Genomic DNA, 19,632 nt, shown 5'->3' with positions numbered 1-19,632 from the left:
GCTGATCCGATCGGGCGACCCTTCCGCCGTGCTCCACCCGGATCGTCGCAGAGCGTGAACTAGGCTCTGAAAACGCCCCGTCCGGAGTCCCGGCGGGCTTGCGCGGCAGTGGGACGGGAGTGTGGCCCGTGGCGGATCAGGCGGTGGACACCGACGGCACGGACGTGTCGGCACAGGAGCGGCCACCGGCTGCCGGGTCCGCTCCTGCGGCGGGTCAGTTCCTGGGCCGGGCAAGAGAGTTGAAGGAACTCCGGGCCGACATCGAGCGCGCCGGACTGGACACCCTCTCCGGCCGCAAGGCGCCCCGCGCCCGGGTGCTGCTCATCGCGGGCCGCCCCGGATTCGGCCGCACGGCGCTAGCGGAAGAGCTGGTGCGGCAGGTCGCCGAGAGTTACCCCGACGGTGTGCTGCGGGCCCGGCTCACCGAACCCGACGGCACGCCGGTGCCCACCGAGCGCACCGCACGGGACCTGCTCACCGCCCTGGCGGAGCCGACCCCGCCCGGGGCCGCCGAGGACGACCTCACCGAGGCACTGCGCGGGGCCCTCGCCGACCGCCGTGCCGTGCTCCTGCTGGACGACGCGGCGACCGCCGAGCAGGTCGACTCCCTGCTGCCGGACACCCCCGACTGCCTGGTCGTCGCCGTGTCGCAGGGCCCGCTGACCGGCATCGCCGACGTCCGCCCCTGCACGCTGGGCGGCCTCGACACCAAGTCCGCCCTGGAACTGCTCGGCCGCCACACCGGCTCGGTCCGCATCACCGTCGACCCCTGCGCCGCCGAGGGGCTGGTCGAGGAGTGCGCCGGCCAGCCCGCGGCGCTGGTGCTGGCGGGCGGCTGGCTCGCCGCCCGGCCGCAGGCCGCCGTGGCCGACCTGGCCAAGCACCTGCACGGCGAGGGCGAGGAGGGGACGCCGCTGGCCCGTGTCTTCCGGCTCGTGTACGCCTCACTGCCCAGCGCCGCCGCCCGGATACTGCGCCTGCTCTCCCTGGCCCCCGCCGGCCTCGTCGACCCGCACACCGCGTCCGCGCTGGCCGGCTGCTCGATCCACGCGGCCCGCACCACCCTGGACGACTTCGCCGGGCTCGGACTCCTGCGGCCGGTGGACTCGCCCCTGCCGCAGTACGAGGTGCCCGGCTGCCTGCTGCCCCTGCTGCGTGCCCTCACCGGGACCCAGGACCGGCCGGCCGAGCTCCAGCTCGCCCGCGCCCGGATGCTGGAGCGGACGGTCCGGCTGCTGGTGTCCTGCCGCGCGATCACCGAGACGGACAGCTCGCCCGCCCGCGAGAAACTCGCCGGCATGCCCCAGGCCCTGCGCTTCCCGCACCCCCGGGCCGCCGCCGACTGGCTGCGCATCCGGCAGCCCGCGCTGCTCGCCGCCGCCCGCGCGGCCGTCGCCGACGGCGAGCTGGACACGCTGGCCCGCCGTCTGATGGCCGCGCTGGTCCGGGCCATGGTGGCGCACATCGGTACGCAGGCGGCGGCGCCCGAGCTGTACGGCATCCACCGGCTCGTCCTGGACGTCGCCGAGCGCCGCGACCTGCCCCGCGAGAAGGCCGCGGCCCTGCTGAACCTCGCCGACCTCGACGCGCAGACGGGCCGTACGGCCGAGGCGCTCGCCCGCTACCGGGCCGCCCTGGACGCCGGACGCGAGGCGGACGACCCCTACGCGACCGGGCGCGCGATGGAATCCGTAGGCGGCGCCCACCAGGAGCTCGGGGACTACGAGCGGGCCGCCGACTGGTACGGCAGGGCGCTGGCGCAGCGCCTGGCGCGCGACGAGCGGGTGGACGCCGCCCGGCTCCACGGCCGCATCGCCACCGTGCACACCTACGCCGGCCGCTACGGGGAGGCGCTGCGCAACTGGCGCTCGGCCGTCACCGGCCACCGCAGGAACGGCGATGTGGCGGCCCAGGCACGGGCGTTGAGCGAGCTGGCCCGGGTCCAGGAGTACGCGGGACGGCCGGAGGAGTCGCTGTACACGTGCCACGAGGCGGTGGAGTGGGCCCGCCGCGCCGAGGACGTGCGACTGCAGGCCGCTCTCCAGCTGAGACTGGCCGACACCCTGGACCGGCTCGGCGACCCGGTCGCGGCCGGGCTGCACCGCAGTCAGGCCGAGCGCATGCTGGGAGATGAGCTGCCGGAGAGCCCGTGAGCCATGAAACAAGCCCCTAACGCCTGCGAAATCCGTAGTGCATCCGCCGAAGATTGATGCTTTGAAAGGCTAGACAGAGAGAATCCCTTCATTAGACTGGCTCCGCCGCGCTGTTTCGTGGTGTCTCCCGGTGTGCCCCCATGGCGCCGGGTATGACGGGCATTGCCCCGATGCGCACCGCCCTGGCGTGCGCAGCCCCAGAACCCTCTGAGCCAAGGACCGTGATCGACGTGAAGGTCGGCATCCCCCGCGAGGTCAAGAACAACGAGTTCCGGGTGGCCATCACCCCCGCCGGCGTGCACGAGCTGGTGCGCCACGGCCACCAGGTCGTCATCGAGCGACACGCCGGCGTCGGCTCCTCGATCACGGACGACGAGTACGTCTCCGCCGGCGCGCAGATCCTGCCCACCGCCGACGAGGTCTGGGCCACCGCGGACCTGCTGCTGAAGGTCAAGGAGCCCATCGCCGAGGAGTACCACCGCCTCCGCAAGGACCAGACGCTCTTCACCTACCTGCACCTGGCCGCGTCCAAGGAGTGCACGGACGCGCTCCTGGAGTCCGGCACCACGGCGATCGCGTACGAGACGGTCGAGCTGCCGAGCCGCGCGCTGCCGCTGCTCGCCCCGATGTCCGAGGTCGCGGGCCGTCTCGCCCCGCAGGTCGGCGCCTACCACCTGATGCGCGCCAACGGCGGCCGCGGTGTGCTGCCCGGCGGTGTCCCCGGTGTGCTGGCCGCCAAGGCCGTCGTCATCGGCGGCGGCGTCTCCGGCTGGAACGCCGCGCAGATCGCCATCGGCATGGGCTTCCACGTCACCCTGCTCGACCGCGACATCAACAAGCTCAAGGAGGCGGACAAGATCTTCGGTACGAAGATCCAGACCGTCGTCTCCAACGCCTTCGAGCTCGAGAAGGCCTGCCTCGAGGCCGACCTCGTCATCGGCGCCGTGCTCATCCCCGGTGCCAAGGCGCCGAAGCTGGTCACCAACGAGCTCGTCTCGCGGATGAAGCCCGGGAGTGTTCTTGTCGACATCGCCATCGACCAGGGCGGCTGCTTCGAGGACTCGCGTCCGACCACGCACGCCGAGCCGACCTTCCCGGTCCACAACTCGGTCTTCTACTGCGTCGCCAACATGCCCGGCGCGGTGCCCAACACCTCCACCTACGCGCTGACGAACGCCACGCTGCCGTACATCGTCGAGCTGGCGAACCGCGGCTGGGTCGAGGCGCTGCGCCGCGACTCCGCGCTGGCCAAGGGCCTCAACACCCATGACGGCAAGGTCGTTTACCGCGAGGTCGCCGAATCGCACGGTCTGGAGCACGTCGAGCTGGACACGCTGCTCGGCTGACAGGTCACTCGCACCACTAGTCGACTTTCCCGGCTGCCCAGTGGCGGATTCCCCGCTGGGAAAAGGCGATACGTCAACACAGGTGGTCAACACCGCGCACCCGGCCGGACCTTGCTGGACAAGGTCCGGCCGGATGTGTGTCGGGTCACTTTGCGAGACTCGTTCAACTCGCCGCGAACGTAACTCTTCAACCGATTCGCACACCGGTGGAACCTGCTGTGTGACGGCCTTACGCCCTTGACAGCGGGGTGTTCGGTCACCGACACATCGGGTCGGGTCCGGCGGATTGTGTTGCTGCGGAGCGGTGACACGCCATAGAGTCGCCAATCGTCGGCATGGTGCCACGCTGACCTATCTAGAAGTTTCCTGGTCACCAAGGAGGTAAGACGACTTGTGAATGAGTCGACATTTACTCCCGGGGGTGGTCAACCAGGAATGCCGACGCGGGGCCAGGGCCCCACGGGGCTCGAGGCTGTCGGCTCCGTCGCTGTCCGCACCTTCGCAGCCCACCAGAGTCCCCTCAGAACAGGGCTGACCCAGCCAGCACACCCGAGCATGGATGGCCATCACGTGAACGCCATGGCCGGCAACGGAAGTGGCGAGAACCACACCCACTTCGCCGACTACGACGAACTGCCCGAGGGTCACTTCTACGACCCTGACGCCGAGTACGAGCCCGATCCCGAGTACGCGGCCACGCTCGCGCCCGACGCGGCCCGTCAGCGCCGTGAGCGCATCGGCCCGACCGGACGCCCGCTGCCGTACTTCCCGATCCCGGGCCCGCTGGCCGACCACGGCCCCGCGAAGATCATCGCGATGTGCAACCAGAAGGGCGGCGTCGGCAAGACGACGTCGACCATCAACCTGGGTGCCGCGCTCGCGGAGTACGGACGCCGGGTCCTGCTCGTCGACTTCGACCCGCAGGGCGCGCTCTCGGTCGGCCTCGGCGTCAACCCGATGGAGCTCGACCTCACCGTCTACAACCTGCTCATGGAGCGGGGCATGGCGGCCGACGAGGTGCTCCTGAAGACGGCGGTCCCGAACATGGACCTGCTGCCCAGCAACATCGACCTGTCCGCCGCCGAAGTGCAGCTGGTGTCCGAGGTCGCGCGCGAGTCCACGCTGCAGCGGGCCCTCAAGCCCCTGATGGCCGACTACGACTACATCGTGATCGACTGCCAGCCCTCGCTCGGCCTGCTCACCGTGAACGCCCTGACGGCGGCGCACAAGGTGATCGTGCCGCTCGAGTGCGAGTTCTTCGCGCTGCGCGGGGTCGCGCTGCTCACCGAGACCATCGAGAAGGTCCAGGAGCGGCTCAACCCCGACCTGGAGCTCGACGGCATCCTCGCCACGATGTACGACTCGCGCACGGTGCACAGCCGCGAGGTGCTCGCCCGTGTCGTCGAGGCCTTCGACGACCACGTGTACCACACGGTCATCGGCCGCACCGTCCGCTTCCCGGAGACCACCGTCGCCGGTGAGCCGATCACCACGTACGCCTCCAACTCCGTGGGCGCCGCCGCCTATCGCCAGCTCGCCAGGGAGGTGCTCGCCCGGTGTCACGCCGAGTGAGTCTGCCTGGGGCCGACGAACTGTTCCGTACCACCGGGGGAATGGCGCTCCAGGCGTCCTCGCCCTCGCGCCGGACCAACGGCGAGGCCAGGGTGCCCGCCCCGGCGGGTGAGAGCGACGCGGCCGCCGCGGCGGAGGACGGGCCGCAGTCGGTGCCCGTGCGGGGCGGCGACGGCGAGGGTGACGAGCATGTGGCGGCAGGCGACGAGTCCGGCGCCGGGGAGTCCCGCAGCCGGGGCACCGGTGGCGACCGCTCCGGCCAAGGACAGCGTCAGGCGCCGCAGGAAGGTTCTTCCGCCGGCCAGTCCTCCCGCAAGCGGAGCCGCGCCGCGAACCGCCGGCCCAGCGGGCGCGAGCGGCACGACGAGAAGATCACGGTGTACGTGTCCGCCGAGGAGCTGATGGACCTCGAGCACGCGCGTCTCGTGCTCCGGGGTGAGCACGGGCTCGCCGTCGACCGCGGGCGGATCGTCCGGGAGGCGGTCGCGGTGGTGCTGGCCGATCTCGAGTCCCGCGGGGACGCGAGCATCCTCGTACGACGACTTCGCGGGCGGTAGCGGTAGCCTGCGACGGCTATGACCTCGAACGACGTCCCCGCCTCCGCCGGTGGCCCCGCCGGGCGCCGGCGTGCGCTCGGACGCGGACCCGGGGCGGCGCCGGCGCCCGCCGAGGAGTCCGTTCCGCCCCCCGTGGAGGGGGCCCCCGAACGTGGACCCGAGCCGGAGCCCGAACTCGAGCCGCCTGCGGCCGAGCCGTCCGCTCCGCCGACGGGGTCGCCGGCGGAGGCCGTACCGCCGGCGCCGGAACCCGAGCGGCCGGCCCCGGAGCCCGAGCGGTCGGTCCCCGAGCGTGAGCGGACGGCCCCGGACCGTGGGCGTCCCGCCCCGGGCGGGCCCGCGGTCCTTGCGGAGCCCGAGGGCCGCCACGCCTCCTCGGTTCGCGCGGAGCCCGCGGCCCCCGCCGGGGCGGGTGACGAGCCCGGTGACGGCGTGTTCAAGGTGCGGCTCGCGAACTTCGAGGGGCCCTTCGACCTGCTGTTGCAGTTGATCTCGCGCCACAGGATGGACGTCACCGAGGTGGCGCTGTCCCGCGTGACCGACGAGTTCATGGCGCACATCCGGGCCATGGGGCCGGACTGGGATCTCGACCAGACGACCGAGTTCCTGGTCGTCGCGGCCACCCTGCTGGACCTCAAGGCGGCGCGGCTGCTGCCCACCGCCGAGGTCGAGGACGAGGCGGACCTGGCGCTGCTGGAGGCACGGGACCTGCTGTTCGCGCGGCTGCTCCAGTACCGCGCCTACAAGCAGATCGCCGACATCTTCAACACCCGCCTGCTGGAGGAGGGCCGCCGCTACCCCCGTACCGTCGGCCTCGAAGCCCAGCACGCCGCGCTGCTCCCCGAAGTGGTCATCACCGTCGGGGCCGAGGGATTCGCCACGCTCGCCGTGAAGGCGATGCAGCCGAAGCCCAGGCCACAGGTGTACGTGGATCACATCCACGCACCGCTGGTCAGCGTGCGGGAGCAGGCCGGGATCGTGGTCGCCCGGCTGCGGGAGCGGGGGGAGGCCAGTTTCCGGGACCTCGTCGAGGACACCGACGACACCCTGACCGTCGTCGCCCGCTTCCTCGCCCTGCTGGAGCTGTACCGCGAGAAGGTTGTGGCACTGGACCAGGAGGTGGCCCTCGGAGAGCTGCTCGTGCGCTGGACCGGCGGGGACGGCGAGGAGCAGGTGAGGGTGACGGACGAGTTCGACCGGCCCCCGGAGGACGCGGAGGAGGAGAAGGCGTGAGCGAGCAGCACAGCGAGTCCCCGGCCGGGCCGGGCACCGTCGCCGCCCTCGATCTCCGGCCCGCCCTGGAGGCCGTCCTCATGGTCGTGGACGAGCCCGCGACCGAGGAGCACCTCGCGAAGATCCTGGAGCGGCCCCGGCGGCAGATCGCGGACGCGCTGCGGGAGCTGGCCGACGAGTACACAGTCCAGGGCCGCGGCTTCGAGCTGCGGCTGATCGCGGGCGGCTGGCGCTTCTACACGCGGCCCGCCTACGCGGCGGCCGTCGAACGCTTCGTCCTCGACGGCCAGCATGCCCGGCTCACCCAGGCGGCCCTGGAGACCCTCGCGGTCGTCGCGTACCGCCAGCCCGTCAGCCGTTCCCGCGTCTCCGCGGTCCGCGGAGTGAACTGTGACGGCGTGATGCGGACCCTTCTTCAGCGGGGTCTGGTGGAGGAGGCGGGCGCGGAACCCGAAACAGGTGCGATCCTGTACAGGACGACGAACTACTTCCTGGAGCGAATGGGCCTGCGCGGCCTGGACGAGCTCCCGGAGCTCGCGCCCTTCCTTCCGGAGGCGGACGCGATCGAGGCTGAGACGCTGGAAGGGGTTCCGTCGTTCGATCCGGACGCACCGGACCCAGACGCAGACGACACGACGACGACGGAACTTTGATGCGAAGCAGTGGCAGCGGCAGTGGCAGGAACAGCGGGCGCGGCAACCCCCGGGGGACCGGCGGGGGCGGCAGCGCCCGCGGGACCGGCGGGGGCGGCGACCCCCGCGGGGCCGGTGGGCGCGGCAGCGCCCGTGGAGCCGGTGGGGGCGGCAGCGCCCGCGGGGCCGGTGGGGGCGGCAGCGCCCGCGGGGCCGGCGGGAGCGGCAACGCCCGCGGGGCCGGTGGGGGCGGCGGCTCCCAGCCCAGGAGCGGAGCGGGGCGCGACGACAGGCCGAAGCGCGAGGGCAGGCCCCGTCCCGAGGAGCGCCGCTACGACGTAGGCCCCGGCGCCTCCCACGAGGGCCCGAAGTCCGGCCGGGGCAACGGCGCCCGCGGTGGCGCCAAGGGCGGCCCCAAGCAGAGCCAGCAGCGCGGCGGCCGTACGGCTCCGGCGCGCTCGCGCGAGTACGAGGCGCGGGCCGAGGAGCGCAACCGTGAGCGGTACGCCGGCAAGCCGGACGTGAAGCCGCCGAAGACGTTCCCCGGGGCCGAGCAGGAGGGCGAGCGGCTGCAGAAGGTGCTCGCGCGTGCGGGCTACGGTTCGCGGCGCTCCTGTGAGGAGCTGATCGAGCGGTCGCGCGTCGAGGTCAACGGCGAGATCGTCGTCGAGCAGGGCATGCGGGTCGACCCCGAGCACGACGAGATCAAGGTCGACGGACTGACGGTCGCGACGCAGTCGTACCAGTTCTTCGCGCTGAACAAGCCCGCCGGTGTGGTGTCGAGCATGGAGGACCCGGAGGGCCGCCAGTGCCTCGGCGACTACGTCACCAACCGGGAGACCCGGCTCTTCCACGTGGGGCGTCTCGACACCGAGACCGAGGGCATCATCCTGCTCACCAACCACGGTGAGCTGGCGCACCGCCTCACCCATCCCAAGTACGGCGTGAAGAAGGTCTACCTCGCGCACATCGTGGGCCCCATCCCGCGGGACCTCGGCAAGCAGCTCAAGGACGGGATCCAGCTCGAGGACGGGTACGCGAAGGCGGACCACTTCCGCGTCGTCGAGCAGACCGGCAAGAACTACCTGGTCGAGGTGACGCTGCACGAGGGCCGCAAGCACATCGTGCGCCGCATGCTCGCCGAGGCCGGCTTCCCGGTCGACAAGCTGGTGCGCGTCGCGTTCGGGCCGATCACCCTGGGAGACCAGAAGTCGGGCTGGCTGCGCCGCCTGTCGAACACCGAGGTCGGGATGCTGATGCAGGAGGTCGACCTCTAGTCGCCCCGCGTCACCGCGTACTCCCTCGGCCGGCCCCGGAACTGTTCCGGGGCCGGCCGACGCGTTCGTCCCACGCGGACCGGAGTGGATCTCCGGCCGGCGCCCCCGGACGCCCGGCGCAATCCGCGGGGTCGTGGGGCTTGTGGGTGCCGCTCCCTGCCTTTATGGTCGTACTGACTATTAGTCGTCCCGACTATTGATCGGGCTGATCAGGAAGGGGGCGGGCGGACGTGCGTGCGCAGGAGGGCCGGGCATCCGGCGGCAGGGCACCCGAGGGCTACGACAAGTACGCGTTCGAGCCCTTCGCGGTCGCCGTCGACCTCGCCGTGCTCACCGTCCGCGCCGGAGCGCTCCAGGTACTGCTCGTGGAGCGGGCGCAGGAGCCGTACGAGGGATGCTGGGCGCTGCCCGGGGGGTTCGTACTGCCTGACGAGTCCGCGGAGACGGCCGCCCGGCGCGAACTCGCCGAGGAGACCGGACTGTCGGACGTCTCCGGACTCCACCTGGAGCAGCTGCGGACGTACAGCGAACCCGGCCGCGACCCGAGGATGCGGGTCGTCTCCATCGCCTTCGCCGCGCTGCTCCCCGACCCGCCCCTGCCGCGGGGCGGCGGCGACGCGGCCCAGGCCCGGTGGCTGCGCTCCGACGCCCTCGGCCCGCTCGCCTTCGACCACGACCGGATCCTCGCCGACGCCCACGACCGCGTCGGCGCCAAGTTCGAGTACACCTGTCTCGCCACGTCCTTCTGCCCGCCCGAGTTCACCCTCGGAGAGCTGCAGCAGGTCTACGAGACCGTGTGGGGCACCGCCCTCGACCGGCCCAACTTCCGGCGCAAGGTCCTTGCCACGCCGGGCTTCGTCGAACCGGTCCCGGGCGCCGCGCGCCTGACCGGCGGCCGCGGGAAACCGGCCGCCCTCTACCGCGCGGGCGGCGCCACCGCCCTGCACCCGCCCCTGCTGCGCCCCGCCTCGGAAGGACGGAACCCATGACCACCACGACGCTCGCGAAACGCGCCGCCACCGGCTCCCTGATCGGCCTCGCCCTCGGCGACGCGCTGGGCCTCCCGACCGAGTTCAACGACGTGCCCTCCATCCTCGCCAAGTGCGGCCCGTGGCGGGAGATGGACCTGCCCAGGCCCGCCGTCGTCACCGACGACACCCAGATGACGCTGGCACTGGGACGCGGGCTGCGTACGGCGATGGACCGCGGGCTGCTCGGGCCCAAGCGGCTCGAGCGGGCCGTGCGCGAGGAGTTCGTGGACTGGTACCAGTCGCCGGACAACAACCGCGCGCCCGGCCGCACCTGCCTCGTCGCCTGCGATCTCCTCAAGTCGGAGCGACGCCCCTGGCAGGACGCCAGCCAGGTCCAGTCCAAGGGCTGCGGGGCGAACATGCGGGTCGCGCCGCTCGGCCTCATCCGCGGGCTGAGCGACGAACAGCGGGCGGGCGCCGCCCAGTTGCAGGCGGCGCTCACGCACGGGCATCCGACGGCGCTCGCCGCCTCGGACCTCACCATGCACGCGGTACGGCTGCTCGCCCAGGGCGCCGAGCCGAAGGGGCTGATCGGCCTCCTGCGCTCCTACGCCTACGAGAACCGCGGCCGCTATCACGAGCGGTGGCTCGGCGACCTGTGGACCCGCGGCCAGGACCCGACGCCCGAGCGCTTCATCGCGCGCGGCTGGGACGAGTGCCTGGACGTGCTGGACCGCCTCCGGCACGCCGTGCACACCGTCTCCCCGGAGACCGACCCCTGCCTGGCCACCGGGGAGGGCTGGATCGCCGAGGAGGCGCTCGCCACGAGCCTGTTGTGCTTCCTGATGTTCGTCGACGAACCCGTCACGGCGCTGCGCCGGGCCGCCTGCACCTCCGGCGACTCGGACTCGATAGCGTGCCTGGCCGGAGCCTTCGCGGGCGCCCACCACGGCTCGGACGCCTGGCCGCGGGAATGGGCCGACCGCATCGAATACCAGAGCGACCTCATGTCACTGGGAGCGCTCTGGGACGCTTGAGGCATGAGAGACGTCCTGGAATTCGATCTCGGCCCCGTGGTGGCGGAACAGCCCGACCCGGTGCTCTTCGCCACCGTCTCCGGAGCGCACCTGTACGGCTTCCCGTCGCGCGACTCGGACGTGGACCTCCGGGGCGTCCATCTGCTGCCGACGGCCGCCCTGGTGGGCCTGCGTGAGCCGGAGGAGACCCGGTCCCGGATGTGGGACCGGGACGGCGTCGAGATGGACCTGGTCACCCACGACCTGCGCAAGTTCGTCCGGCTGATGCTGCGACGCAACGGCTATGTGCTGGAGCAGCTGCTCTCGCCCCTGGTCGTGCACACCAGCGAAGCGCACCGCGAGCTGGCCGCGCTCGCACCCGGCACCCTGACCAGCCACCACGCCCACCACTACCGGGGATTCGCGACGACGCAGTGGCGGCTCTTCGAGAAGACCGGCGAACTGAAGCCGCTGCTCTACACGTTCCGGGTGCTGCTCACCGGCATCCACCTGATGCGCAGCGGTGAGGTGCAGGCCGACCTGCCCACGCTCGTCGGGCAGGTCGGGGCTCCCGCGTACCTGCCGGACCTGATCGCGGCGAAGGCCGAACAGGAACACGGAGCGGCGGACGTCGACCGCGCGCGGGTGAGGGACGACGTGGAGAAACTGCACGCCCGGCTGGACGAGGCGCAGGACGCCTCAGAACTGCCCGACGCCCCGTCCGTCCACGACGTCCTGCACGAGTTCGTCGTCCGGGTGCGCCTGGAGGGCCTGGGGGACGGCCCGCAGGGCTGAGGCGCGGCGGGTGCGGACGAGGAAGTCCTCGACGCGGGCGTGGTCCGGCTCGGCGGGGAGGGGGCTGCGGGTGGCCGCCTCGTCGGCCTCCGCCACCAGGCGGGACATCCAGGTCTCGAAGCGGGCCCAGGAAACCTCGCCGCGCCGCACGGCGAGCAGCGGCTCGCGCCGGTCGCCGACATCGGTCGTCAGGGTGCCGGTGCGCAGGAGGTCGCGGGAGGTCATGAGAAGACGGAGCAGGTGCATGGCGTGCTTCCAGCGCGGCACCCCGTGCCCGCGCACGTCCGCCTCCAGCTTCTTGTACTGGCCGAGGGCGTAGCGGGTGAAGGTCTCGTGCACCTGCCGGGAGAGGAACGCCTCGCGCAGGGCGAGGAGTTCGCGGCCGGTGTCGTCGACGTGCTCCACCAGCGGGGAGTGCAGGCACTCCAGGATGTTCGGGTTGGCGCGCAGGGCGAGGGAGCAGAAGCGCTCCAGCTCCCAGCTGAACTGTTCGTCCGCCGGCCCCTCGACGTGGGTCGGGGGCTTGTCGAAACGCCAGAACAGCGGAGTCGGGGCGAGGAACACGCCCCGGCGGTCGGTGTCGCTGCCGTCCGTGGCCAGACCGAAGGCGCGCGAGCCCATCACGCAGGCGTAGATCGTGTGGTCGCGTACCAGGGCCTCGGAGTGCATGCCCCGGAGCGTACGGGCCGTCCCCGCCCCGGCGAATCGAATTTCCCGTCCCCGTGATCCTCTCCGCGTGGGCCCGACCGGCGCCGCGGGGCCCCCGGGCGTGCCCGTCGGCCACGACTCCGAGGCACGGCCGGCGCAGAAGTACGCGATCGCCCGGCCGTCTCGGCAGGCGGGCGCCGCGCACCCGCCCGCCGCGGGCTGACTACGCTGGTGGGACACGACGTGTACGCAGATCAGCGAGGAGCATCACCGTGGCGGTACGAGCGGTCCGGGGCGCCGTCCAACTGGAGCGGGACGAGGCCGGCCACATGGACGAGCAGGTCAGCGAGCTGCTCACCGCCGTCCTCGAGCGGAACGGCCTCACCACGGACGACCTGATCAGCATCTGGTTCACCGCGACGCCCGACCTGCACAGCGACTTCCCGGCCGCCGCGGCCCGCAAGCTCGGCATCGTCGACGTGCCGCTGATCTGCGCCCAGGAACTGGACATCGAGGGCGCGATGCCCCGGGTGGTGCGGATCCTCGCCCACATCGAGTCCGACAAGCCCCGCGCCGACATCGCGCACGTGTACCTGGGTGCCGCGGGCGCGCTGCGCAAGGACATCGCCCAGTGAGGACCGCACTCGTCCTCGGAACGGGCCTCATCGGTACGTCGGCCGCGCTGGCGCTGACCGCCCGCGGAGTCGTCGTCCACCTCGTCGACCGGGACCCGGAGCAGGCCCGTACGGCCGCCGCCCTCGGCGCCGGCACGGACGAGGCGCCGGACGGGCCCGTCGACCTCGCCATCGTCGCGGCACCGCCCGCCCACGTGGCGGCGGCCCTCGGCGACGCGCTCAGGCGGGGCGTGGCGCGCGGCTACCTCGACGTGGCCAGCGTCAAGGGCGGCCCGCGCCGTGAGCTGGAGGCGCTCGGCCTCGACCTCTCCTCGTACATCGGGACGCACCCCATGTCGGGCCGGGAGAAGTCCGGCCCGCTGGCCGCCACCGGGGACCTCTTCGAGGGCCGCCCCTGGGTCCTGACACCCACCCGCGACACCGGCACCGAGGTGCTCAACCTCGCCCTGGAGCTGGTGTCGCACTGCCGTGCCGTGCCGGTCGTCATGGACGCGGACGCCCACGACCGGGCCGTGGCCCTCGTCTCCCACATGCCGCATCTCGTCTCCAGCATGGTCGCCGCGCGCCTGGAGCACGCGGAGGAGGCGGCGGTACGGCTCTGCGGCCAGGGCATCCGCGACGTGACCCGCATCGCGGCCTCCGACCCCCGGATGTGGATCGACATCCTGTCCGCGAACCCGGGCCCGGTCGCGGACCTACTCGCCGACGTCTCGGCGGACCTCGACGAGACGGTCGAGGCGCTGCGCGCCCTCCAGTCCTCCGACGAGTCGAAGCGCCGGGTGGGCGCCACCGGCATCGAGAACGTCCTGCGCCGCGGCAACGCGGGCCAGATCCGCGTGCCCGGCAAGCACGGCTCCGCCCCGCGGACGTACGACGTCGTCGCCGTCCTGATCGACGACCAGCCGGGCCAGCTGGCCCGCATCTTCGCGGACGCGGGCGCGGCCGGGGTCAACATCGAGGACGTGCGCATCGAGCACGCCACCGGTCGGCAGGCCGGTCTGGTCCAGCTGACGGTGGAGCCGAAGGCGGCCCCGGTGCTGAGCGCGGCCCTGCGCGAGCGGGGCTGGGCGCTGCGGCAGTAGCCGCCGCGCCGGGCGCTGCGACGGGCCGGATGCGGGGCGCCGGGACGGGCCAGTAATACGGGGTCCGTGGAGCCAGTAACCTTGTGCGGGGCGCCCTAGTGCCCCGCACAGACCTCCACCACGCACCAGGAAGGTGTCCCCACCGTGGAAAACGGCGCCGCCCGGACCGCCCAGGCAGTGATTGTCGCCATCGACGGCCCCTCCGGCACGGGCAAGTCGAGCACCTCCAAGGCCGTCGCCGCGCAGTTGGGGCTCAGCTACCTGGACACCGGTGCCCAGTACCGGGCGATCACCTGGTGGATGGTGAACAACGGGATCGACATCACCGACCCCACGGCGATCGCCGCCGTCGCCGGGAAGCCGGAGATCGTCTCCGGGACCGACCCGTCCGCGCCGACGATCACCGTCGACGGGACCGACGTCGCCGGCCCGATCCGCACCCAGGAGGTCACCTCCAAGGTGAGCGCGGTCAGCGCGGTGCCCGAGGTGCGGACCCTGATCACGGAGCTGCAGCGCTCGATCGCCGGCACCGCGGAGCGCGGCATCGTCGTCGAGGGGCGGGACATCGGCACGACGGTGCTGCCGGACGCCGACCTGAAGATCTTCCTCACCGCGTCCCCGGAGGCGCGTGCCGCCCGCCGCAGCGGCGAGCTCAAGGGCGCCGACGTCGACGCCACCCGCGAGGCCCTGATCAAGCGGGACGCGGCCGACTCCAGCCGCAAGACCTCCCCGCTCGCCAAGGCGGACGACGCGGTCGAGGTGGACACCTCCGACCTCACGCTCCAGCAGGTCATCGAGTGCGTCGTCACCCTCGTCGAGGAGAAGCGGGCCGCGAAGTGAGTCGAGCCCTCTCGGCGCAGGCGCCGTCCGTCCGCGGTGCCGAGGTCGGCCGCCGTATCGGCGTCGGTCTGATGTACGGCCTGTGGAAGCCGCGCGTCCTCGGCGCCTGGAGGGTGCCCGCGACCGGGCCGGCGATCCTCGCCGTGAACCACTCGCACGCCATCGACGGCCCGATGGTCATGGGCGTGGCGCCCCGGCCCACGCACTTCCTGATCAAGAAGGAAGCGTTCGTCGGACCGCTCGACCCGTTCCTGCTCGCCATCGGGCAGGTGAAGGTGGACCGCACCACCACCGATCGCACCGCCGTCACCCAGGCGCTCGGCGTCCTCCGCGACGGCGGCGTCCTCGGTATCTTCCCGGAGGGCACCCGAGGCGAGGGCGACTTCGCCTCGCTGCGGGCCGGGCTCGCGTACTTCGCCCTCCGCGGCGGCGCGCCCGTCGTCCCGGTGGCGGTGCTGGGAAGTTCCGGCGGGAGCAGCCGGTTGACGAAGGCGCTGCCACCGCTGCGCAGCCGGGTCGACGTCGTCTTCGGCGACCCCTTCGAAGCGGGCGACGGCAGCGGACGACGGACGCGCCAGGCGCTGGACGAGGCGACCCTGCGCATCCAGAAGCAGCTCAGTACGCACTTGGACCACGCCAGACGTCTCACCGGACGCCCGACGCAATGAACGCCGGGCGCCCCGCCGAGCGCTGAGCGACACTTGAGTAGTGGATCACCCGGTACGGGTGCGTCCACCGATCACCACGATGAACGACGAGGTACGCACTTCATGAACGACCACATCCAGCCCGAGGGCTCGGCCGAGCACGAGCACGGGGCGCTTGGCGATGCCGAGTACGCGGAGTTCATGGAGCTCGCCGCGGAAGAGGGCTTCGACATCGAGGACGTCGAGGGCGCCCTCGACGCGGCGGGCCACGGCCCGCTGCCCGTCCTCGCCGTCGTCGGCCGCCCGAACGTCGGCAAGTCGACCCTGGTGAACCGCATCATCGGCCGCCGTGAGGCCGTCGTCGAGGACAAGCCCGGCGTCACCCGCGACCGGGTCACCTACGAGGCCGAGTGGGCGGGCCGCCGCTTCAAGCTCGTCGACACCGGCGGCTGGGAGCAGGACGTCCTCGGCATCGACGCCTCCGTGGCCGCGCAGGCCGAGTACGCGATCGAGGCGGCCGACGCGGTCGTCTTCGTCGTCGACGCCAAGGTAGGTGCCACCGACACCGACGAGGCCGTCGTGCGCCTGCTGCGCAAGGCCGGCAAGCCCGTCGTGCTGTGCGCCAACAAGGTCGACGGCCAGAGCGGCGAGGCCGACGCCTCCCACCTGTGGGCCCTCGGCCTCGGTGAGCCGCACCCCGTCTCCGCGCTGCACGGCCGCGGCACCGGCGACATGCTGGACGCCGTCCTCGAGGCCCTGCCCGAGGCACCGGCGCAGACCTTCGGCGGCGCCGTCGGCGGCCCCCGCCGCATCGCCCTCATCGGCCGCCCGAACGTCGGCAAGTCGTCCTTGCTCAACAAGGTGGCGAACGAGGACCGGGTGGTCGTCAACGAGATCGCTGGCACCACCCGCGACCCGGTCGACGAGCTGATCGAACTCGGCGGCGTGACCTGGAAGTTCGTCGACACGGCGGGCATCCGCAAGCGCGTCCACCTCCAGCAGGGCGCCGACTACTACGCCTCGCTGCGCACGGCCGCCGCCGTCGAGAAGGCCGAGGTCGCCGTCATCCTGATCGACGCGTCCGAGAGCATCTCGGTGCAGGACCAGCGCATCGTCACGATGGCCGTCGAGGCGGGCCGCGCGATCGTCCTGGCGTTCAACAAGTGGGACACCCTCGACGAGGAGCGCCGCTACTACCTGGAGCGGGAGATCGAGACCGAACTCCTCCAGGTGGCCTGGGCGCCGCGGGTGAACGTCTCGGCGCGCACCGGACGGCACATGGAGAAGCTCGTCCCGGCGATCGAGACGGCGCTGGCCGGCTGGGAGACCCGCGTCCCGACGGGCCGGCTGAACGCCTTCCTCGGTGAGCTGGTCGCCGCCCACCCGCACCCGATCCGGGGCGGCAAGCAGCCGCGCATCCTCTTCGGCACCCAGGCGGGCACCAAGCCGCCGCGCTTCGTGCTCTTCGCCTCCGGCTTCATCGAGCACGGCTACCGGCGCTTCATCGAGCGCCGGCTGCGCGAGGAGTTCAGCTTCGCGGGGACCCCGATCCACATCTCCGTGCGGGTGCGCGAGAAGCGCGGCGCCAAGAAGAAGTGATCACGGGAAAGGGGCGGCTCCTTCGAGGAGCCGCCCCTTTCCCGTGGGTCCCGCCTCAGATCCCCTTGCGGGGCGCGGGCGGCAGCGCCGCCGGTACGTGGTGCATCCCGGTGCCGTGCTGCCGTACGCCCGCCTGCCAGACGGCGGGCGTCGAGCCGGTGTGCGTCTCGTGTGAGCCCCGGTGCGGGTCCGTGTGCTGGGCGCTGCCCTGGCGCGCGGAGTGCGCGCCCACGCTGTACGTGCTGTACGAGGTGTAGGAACTCGCCCCCCGCGGCAGGCTCCCGAAGGGGGTGAAGACCGCCTCCTCCTCCCCGTGGCGGTCGCCGGGCAGCGCCCTGAAGGACCTGACCCACTCCGCGTAGAGCGCGTCGTAGATCGGCGTGGCCGATGGGCCGCCCGGCGGGTCCTGGGCCGGTCGCGCGGACGGGATCGGCTGGAAGGGCTGGCGGCGGGGGGAGTCGTAGGTGTGCACGTCTGTGCCAACGACCCGGTCGCCCAACGGATGCGGTCGCCCCGCCGCTTTCGCAGGTCAACCGTCATGTGGGGCAGCGTGAGGGAGCCGGGGCGCGACCGGCGGCGCGCCCCGGCTCCCGTCCCGGACGGCTCAGGTGCCCGCGAGCGGCAGGGCGGCGGCGACGAGCTGGCCGCCCGCGGCGGCCTTGTCGAGCGCGTCGCGCAGCAGGTCCTCGCGCGGCTGTCGCCCGATCGAGCCGACCGGGGCCGCGAACAGCAGCACCTGCTGGTGCTTGTTGGCGGCGGCCCGCCAGCTCTCGGTGACCTGGAGCGGCTGGTGCGCCTGCCACCAGGCGACCGGGGAGCCGCCGCCGGTGCCCGGCTGGAGCACCGCGTGCAGCTGTCCCATGGCGAGCAGCACGGACCAGCCGTGCAGTACGGAGGGTGCCGAGTTCAGCTCGGTCACCGGCATGAAGCCCTGTTCGATGAGCAGCGGCAGGAAGTCGTCCCCCGGGCCGTTCGTGCCCGGGCGGACGATGGGTCCGGTGGGCTCGACGACGAGCGCCGGGTGCAGCTCGCCGCTGATCAGGACGAGTCCGCTGGTGACGCCGAGCACGGCCTGCTCGGGCGCTGCCTGCGGGGGTGCGGCCTGGGCCGGCGTGTCGTCGGCACCGATGGAGCGGGCGGCGCCCCGGAGCTGCTCCTCGGTGACCTGGACGACCTGGGAGGGCAGGCAGGTGGCGTGGGCGAAGGCCAGGACGGCGGTCTCGTCGCCGATGAACAGGACGGTGCTGGTGCGCTCCTGTTCCGAGTCGCCCGGGGTGCGGCAGGACGTGCAGTCGTAACTGCCCGGGGCGTTCTCTCCGGCGAGCAGCCGGTCGGCTTCTTCGTCGCCGATCTCGGCGCGTACGTCGTCGCTGACGTCGAGCATGCGCGGCACGGGTGGCTCCTCGGGATGCGGTACGTGGCGATGCCGGGTGGCTCCCGGCCCATGAACCGGGGGTCCCCGGCTCATGAAGAAGACAACGGGCGATCCGCGGCCGGGGTCACGCCCGGGGGCGAACGGAATCGAACCGGCCGGCGCACGGGGTGACGTACGCACCGGGATGCATTCCTGCCTGCCAACTGGTCGCTACGGAGGGCGAGTTGTGCCGGTCCGGCGAGCCGTAGACCCTCGGGCCGTCAGGTCGACAAATCCGGACATCATCCCATGCGGGGACCGGCGTGAATTTCGCCGCCGCTCCCGGGGGCGGCGACCGGCCCGCCGGTCCGCCGACCGGGTGGGACCCCGGCCGCCCCGGGCGCGGTCGCCGGCCCGGCGGCGGCCCGCGGCCTAGCGTGGGCCGATGCTCGCCGTGTCGATCAAGCGCATCCGGTGCGCGGCCGTGGCCGCCGCCGCCCTGGCCGTACTCATCCCGTCGCGGGCGGCCGCCGCGCCCCCGCCGTTTCCCGGGCCGCCGTTTCCCGGCTCCACGCTTCCCGGATCGCAGGGAGGCCTGTACGACTGCGCGGCGAAGGACTGGCCCTGGGGGTGTCTCGCCGAGTGCGAGAGCAGCGGGCGGTGGCACGCGAACACCGGGAACGGCTTCTACGGAGGGCTGCAGTTCGGGCAGGCCACCTGGAAGGAGTTCGGCGGCCTCGCGTACGCGCCGCGCGCCGATCTCGCCACCCGCAAGCAGCAGATCAAGGTCGCCCGGGAGGTGCTGGCCTCCCAGGGGTGGGGAGCCTGGCCGTACTGCTCCAGGAAGTACGGGCTCGCGGGCCGGGTGCATGTGGTGAAGTCCGGCGAGACGCTGTCGTCGATCGCCCGCAAGTACGGCGTCAAGGGCGGCAAGGCCGCTCTCCAGAAGGCCAACGAGCAGATGCTCGGTCCCCGCCCCGGCCGGCTGAACCCGGGCACGATGCTGGTCATCCCGCAGGGGTCCGGCACCGCCCGGCATGCGGACCGCGTGCTCTTCGGCCCCCCTCTCGCACCCCCGGCCCCCGCGCCCTCGTCGGTGCCGTCCCTCTCCGCCCCGGCGATCCTGATGAACGGAACGGAACCAGGGTTCCCCGATTCGCCTACCGATCGGGCAACTGTTCGGGAACAACACGGTAAGGGCACCCAACCCCTTGATGAACCTCCGGGTCTAACCATGCGGTAGGTGGACGAGACAGGGGAACACAGCAGATTCGG

The 19,632-nt window shown here is 72.6% G+C and carries 20 protein-coding genes; 17 read left to right on the top strand and 3 right to left on the bottom strand.

The genetic code is table 11. The features are described from left to right. The first annotated feature begins 128 nt into the window (after positions 1–128). From AC0ZLC_RS13880 to AC0ZLC_RS13835, 10 genes are all read left to right on the top strand, one after another. Positions 129–2,153, top strand: a complete 2,025-nt coding sequence (locus AC0ZLC_RS13880; protein WP_476752234.1) for a tetratricopeptide repeat protein — start codon at positions 129–131, stop codon at positions 2,151–2,153. 221 nt (positions 2,154–2,374) lie between these two features. Next, positions 2,375–3,499: an alanine dehydrogenase gene (gene ald, locus AC0ZLC_RS13875; protein ID WP_476752233.1), complete on the top strand. Its 1,125-nt coding sequence runs from the start codon at positions 2,375–2,377 to the stop codon at positions 3,497–3,499. A 435-nt stretch (positions 3,500–3,934) separates the two neighbouring features. Continuing rightward, positions 3,935–5,071 carry a ParA family protein gene (locus tag AC0ZLC_RS13870; protein WP_476752232.1) on the top strand — a complete coding sequence of 379 codons (1,137 nt, stop codon included), beginning with the start codon at positions 3,935–3,937 and terminating at the stop codon, positions 5,069–5,071. Next, on the top strand, positions 5,056–5,628 hold the full coding sequence (locus tag AC0ZLC_RS13865) for a hypothetical protein (protein ID WP_476752231.1): 573 nt from the start codon (positions 5,056–5,058) through the stop codon (positions 5,626–5,628). Before AC0ZLC_RS13870 ends, AC0ZLC_RS13865 begins: the two co-directional genes overlap by 16 nt. 18 nt (positions 5,629–5,646) lie before the next feature. Beyond that, complete coding sequence (locus tag AC0ZLC_RS13860; RefSeq protein ID WP_476752230.1) at positions 5,647–6,861, top strand: segregation and condensation protein A; 1,215 nt, start codon at positions 5,647–5,649, stop codon at positions 6,859–6,861. Then, positions 6,858–7,514 carry an SMC-Scp complex subunit ScpB gene (scpB, locus tag AC0ZLC_RS13855; RefSeq protein ID WP_476752229.1) on the top strand — a complete coding sequence of 219 codons (657 nt, stop codon included), beginning with the start codon at positions 6,858–6,860 and terminating at the stop codon, positions 7,512–7,514. The genes AC0ZLC_RS13860 and scpB overlap by 4 nt, the downstream gene beginning before the upstream one ends. Continuing rightward, a complete protein-coding gene (locus AC0ZLC_RS13850; protein ID WP_476752228.1) occupies positions 7,514–8,770 on the top strand; it encodes a pseudouridine synthase in 1,257 nt (418 codons plus the stop codon). Before scpB ends, AC0ZLC_RS13850 begins: the two co-directional genes overlap by 1 nt. Before the next feature lie 230 nt (positions 8,771–9,000). Next, positions 9,001–9,759 carry an NUDIX hydrolase gene (locus AC0ZLC_RS13845; protein ID WP_476752227.1) on the top strand — a complete coding sequence of 253 codons (759 nt, stop codon included), beginning with the start codon at positions 9,001–9,003 and terminating at the stop codon, positions 9,757–9,759. Then, positions 9,756–10,778 carry an ADP-ribosylglycohydrolase family protein gene (locus tag AC0ZLC_RS13840; protein WP_476752226.1) on the top strand — a complete coding sequence of 341 codons (1,023 nt, stop codon included), beginning with the start codon at positions 9,756–9,758 and terminating at the stop codon, positions 10,776–10,778. The genes AC0ZLC_RS13845 and AC0ZLC_RS13840 overlap by 4 nt, the downstream gene beginning before the upstream one ends. 3 nt (positions 10,779–10,781) lie before the next feature. Continuing rightward, positions 10,782–11,552 (top strand): nucleotidyltransferase domain-containing protein, encoded by a 771-nt coding sequence (locus AC0ZLC_RS13835; protein ID WP_476752225.1) that lies wholly within the window; start codon positions 10,782–10,784, stop codon positions 11,550–11,552. Here AC0ZLC_RS13835 and AC0ZLC_RS13830 read toward each other — a convergent pair. Beyond that, entirely contained in the window at positions 11,457–12,221 is a 765-nt protein-coding gene (locus AC0ZLC_RS13830) for a nucleotidyltransferase domain-containing protein (RefSeq protein ID WP_476752224.1), read from the bottom strand. The genes AC0ZLC_RS13835 and AC0ZLC_RS13830 overlap by 96 nt on opposite strands. Positions 12,222–12,288: 67 nt before the next feature. On the opposite strand from AC0ZLC_RS13830, the gene AC0ZLC_RS13825 reads away from it, so the two are divergent. The 6 genes from AC0ZLC_RS13825 to der all read left to right on the top strand — a co-directional run bounded on the left by AC0ZLC_RS13825 (position 12,289) and on the right by der (position 17,003). Then, positions 12,289–12,423, top strand: coding sequence for a hypothetical protein (locus AC0ZLC_RS13825; protein WP_476752223.1), 135 nt, complete (start codon positions 12,289–12,291; stop codon positions 12,421–12,423). 49 nt (positions 12,424–12,472) lie between these two features. Continuing rightward, a complete protein-coding gene (gene aroH / locus AC0ZLC_RS13820; protein WP_351516636.1) occupies positions 12,473–12,835 on the top strand; it encodes a chorismate mutase in 363 nt (120 codons plus the stop codon). After that, positions 12,832–13,917: a prephenate dehydrogenase gene (locus tag AC0ZLC_RS13815; protein WP_476752222.1), complete on the top strand. Its 1,086-nt coding sequence runs from the start codon at positions 12,832–12,834 to the stop codon at positions 13,915–13,917. Before aroH ends, AC0ZLC_RS13815 begins: the two co-directional genes overlap by 4 nt. A 144-nt stretch (positions 13,918–14,061) precedes the next feature. Further along, complete coding sequence (cmk, locus tag AC0ZLC_RS13810) at positions 14,062–14,757, top strand: (d)CMP kinase (protein ID WP_476752221.1); 696 nt, start codon at positions 14,062–14,064, stop codon at positions 14,755–14,757. Next, a complete protein-coding gene (locus tag AC0ZLC_RS13805) occupies positions 14,715–15,425 on the top strand; it encodes a lysophospholipid acyltransferase family protein (protein WP_476752220.1) in 711 nt (236 codons plus the stop codon). The genes cmk and AC0ZLC_RS13805 overlap by 43 nt, the downstream gene beginning before the upstream one ends. A 102-nt stretch (positions 15,426–15,527) precedes the next feature. After that, positions 15,528–17,003, top strand: coding sequence for a ribosome biogenesis GTPase Der (gene der, locus AC0ZLC_RS13800; protein WP_358854132.1), 1,476 nt, complete (start codon positions 15,528–15,530; stop codon positions 17,001–17,003). 55 nt (positions 17,004–17,058) lie between these two features. On the opposite strand, the gene AC0ZLC_RS13795 is transcribed toward der, so the two are convergent. Together AC0ZLC_RS13795 and AC0ZLC_RS13790 are read right to left on the bottom strand one after the other, a co-directional pair. Further along, positions 17,059–17,475: a hypothetical protein gene (locus AC0ZLC_RS13795; RefSeq protein WP_476752219.1), complete on the bottom strand. Its 417-nt coding sequence runs from the start codon at positions 17,473–17,475 to the stop codon at positions 17,059–17,061. Positions 17,476–17,607: 132 nt separating this feature from the next. Then, positions 17,608–18,396 carry a hypothetical protein gene (locus AC0ZLC_RS13790; protein ID WP_476752218.1) on the bottom strand — a complete coding sequence of 263 codons (789 nt, stop codon included), beginning with the start codon at positions 18,394–18,396 and terminating at the stop codon, positions 17,608–17,610. Positions 18,397–18,802: 406 nt separating this feature from the next. On the opposite strand from AC0ZLC_RS13790, the gene AC0ZLC_RS13785 reads away from it, so the two are divergent. Continuing rightward, entirely contained in the window at positions 18,803–19,600 is a 798-nt protein-coding gene (locus AC0ZLC_RS13785; protein WP_476752217.1) for a transglycosylase family protein, read from the top strand. Positions 19,601–19,632 lie beyond the last annotated feature (32 nt).

The sequence above is a fragment of the Streptomyces sp. GLSS-08 genome (assembly GCF_056387915.1).
The sequence above is the reverse complement of the archived record's forward strand: the minus strand, read 5'-3'. Positions and strand labels throughout refer to the sequence as shown.

What these genes read in the sequence shown, in the direction of transcription:
- AC0ZLC_RS13830 (WP_476752224.1), bottom strand. Translation starts at nt 12,221, where the DNA reads ATGCACTCCGAGGCCCTGGTACGCGACCACACGATCTACGCCTGCGTG.
- der (WP_358854132.1), top strand. Translation starts at nt 15,528, where the DNA reads ATGAACGACCACATCCAGCCCGAGGGCTCGGCCGAGCACGAGCACGGG.
- AC0ZLC_RS13860 (WP_476752230.1), top strand. Translation starts at nt 5,647, where the DNA reads ATGACCTCGAACGACGTCCCCGCCTCCGCCGGTGGCCCCGCCGGGCGC.
- AC0ZLC_RS13840 (WP_476752226.1), top strand. Translation starts at nt 9,756, where the DNA reads ATGACCACCACGACGCTCGCGAAACGCGCCGCCACCGGCTCCCTGATC.
- AC0ZLC_RS13835 (WP_476752225.1), top strand. Translation starts at nt 10,782, where the DNA reads ATGAGAGACGTCCTGGAATTCGATCTCGGCCCCGTGGTGGCGGAACAG.
- AC0ZLC_RS13850 (WP_476752228.1), top strand. Translation starts at nt 7,514, where the DNA reads ATGCGAAGCAGTGGCAGCGGCAGTGGCAGGAACAGCGGGCGCGGCAAC.
- AC0ZLC_RS13785 (WP_476752217.1), top strand. Translation starts at nt 18,803, where the DNA reads ATGCTCGCCGTGTCGATCAAGCGCATCCGGTGCGCGGCCGTGGCCGCC.
- AC0ZLC_RS13870 (WP_476752232.1), top strand. Translation starts at nt 3,935, where the DNA reads ATGCCGACGCGGGGCCAGGGCCCCACGGGGCTCGAGGCTGTCGGCTCC.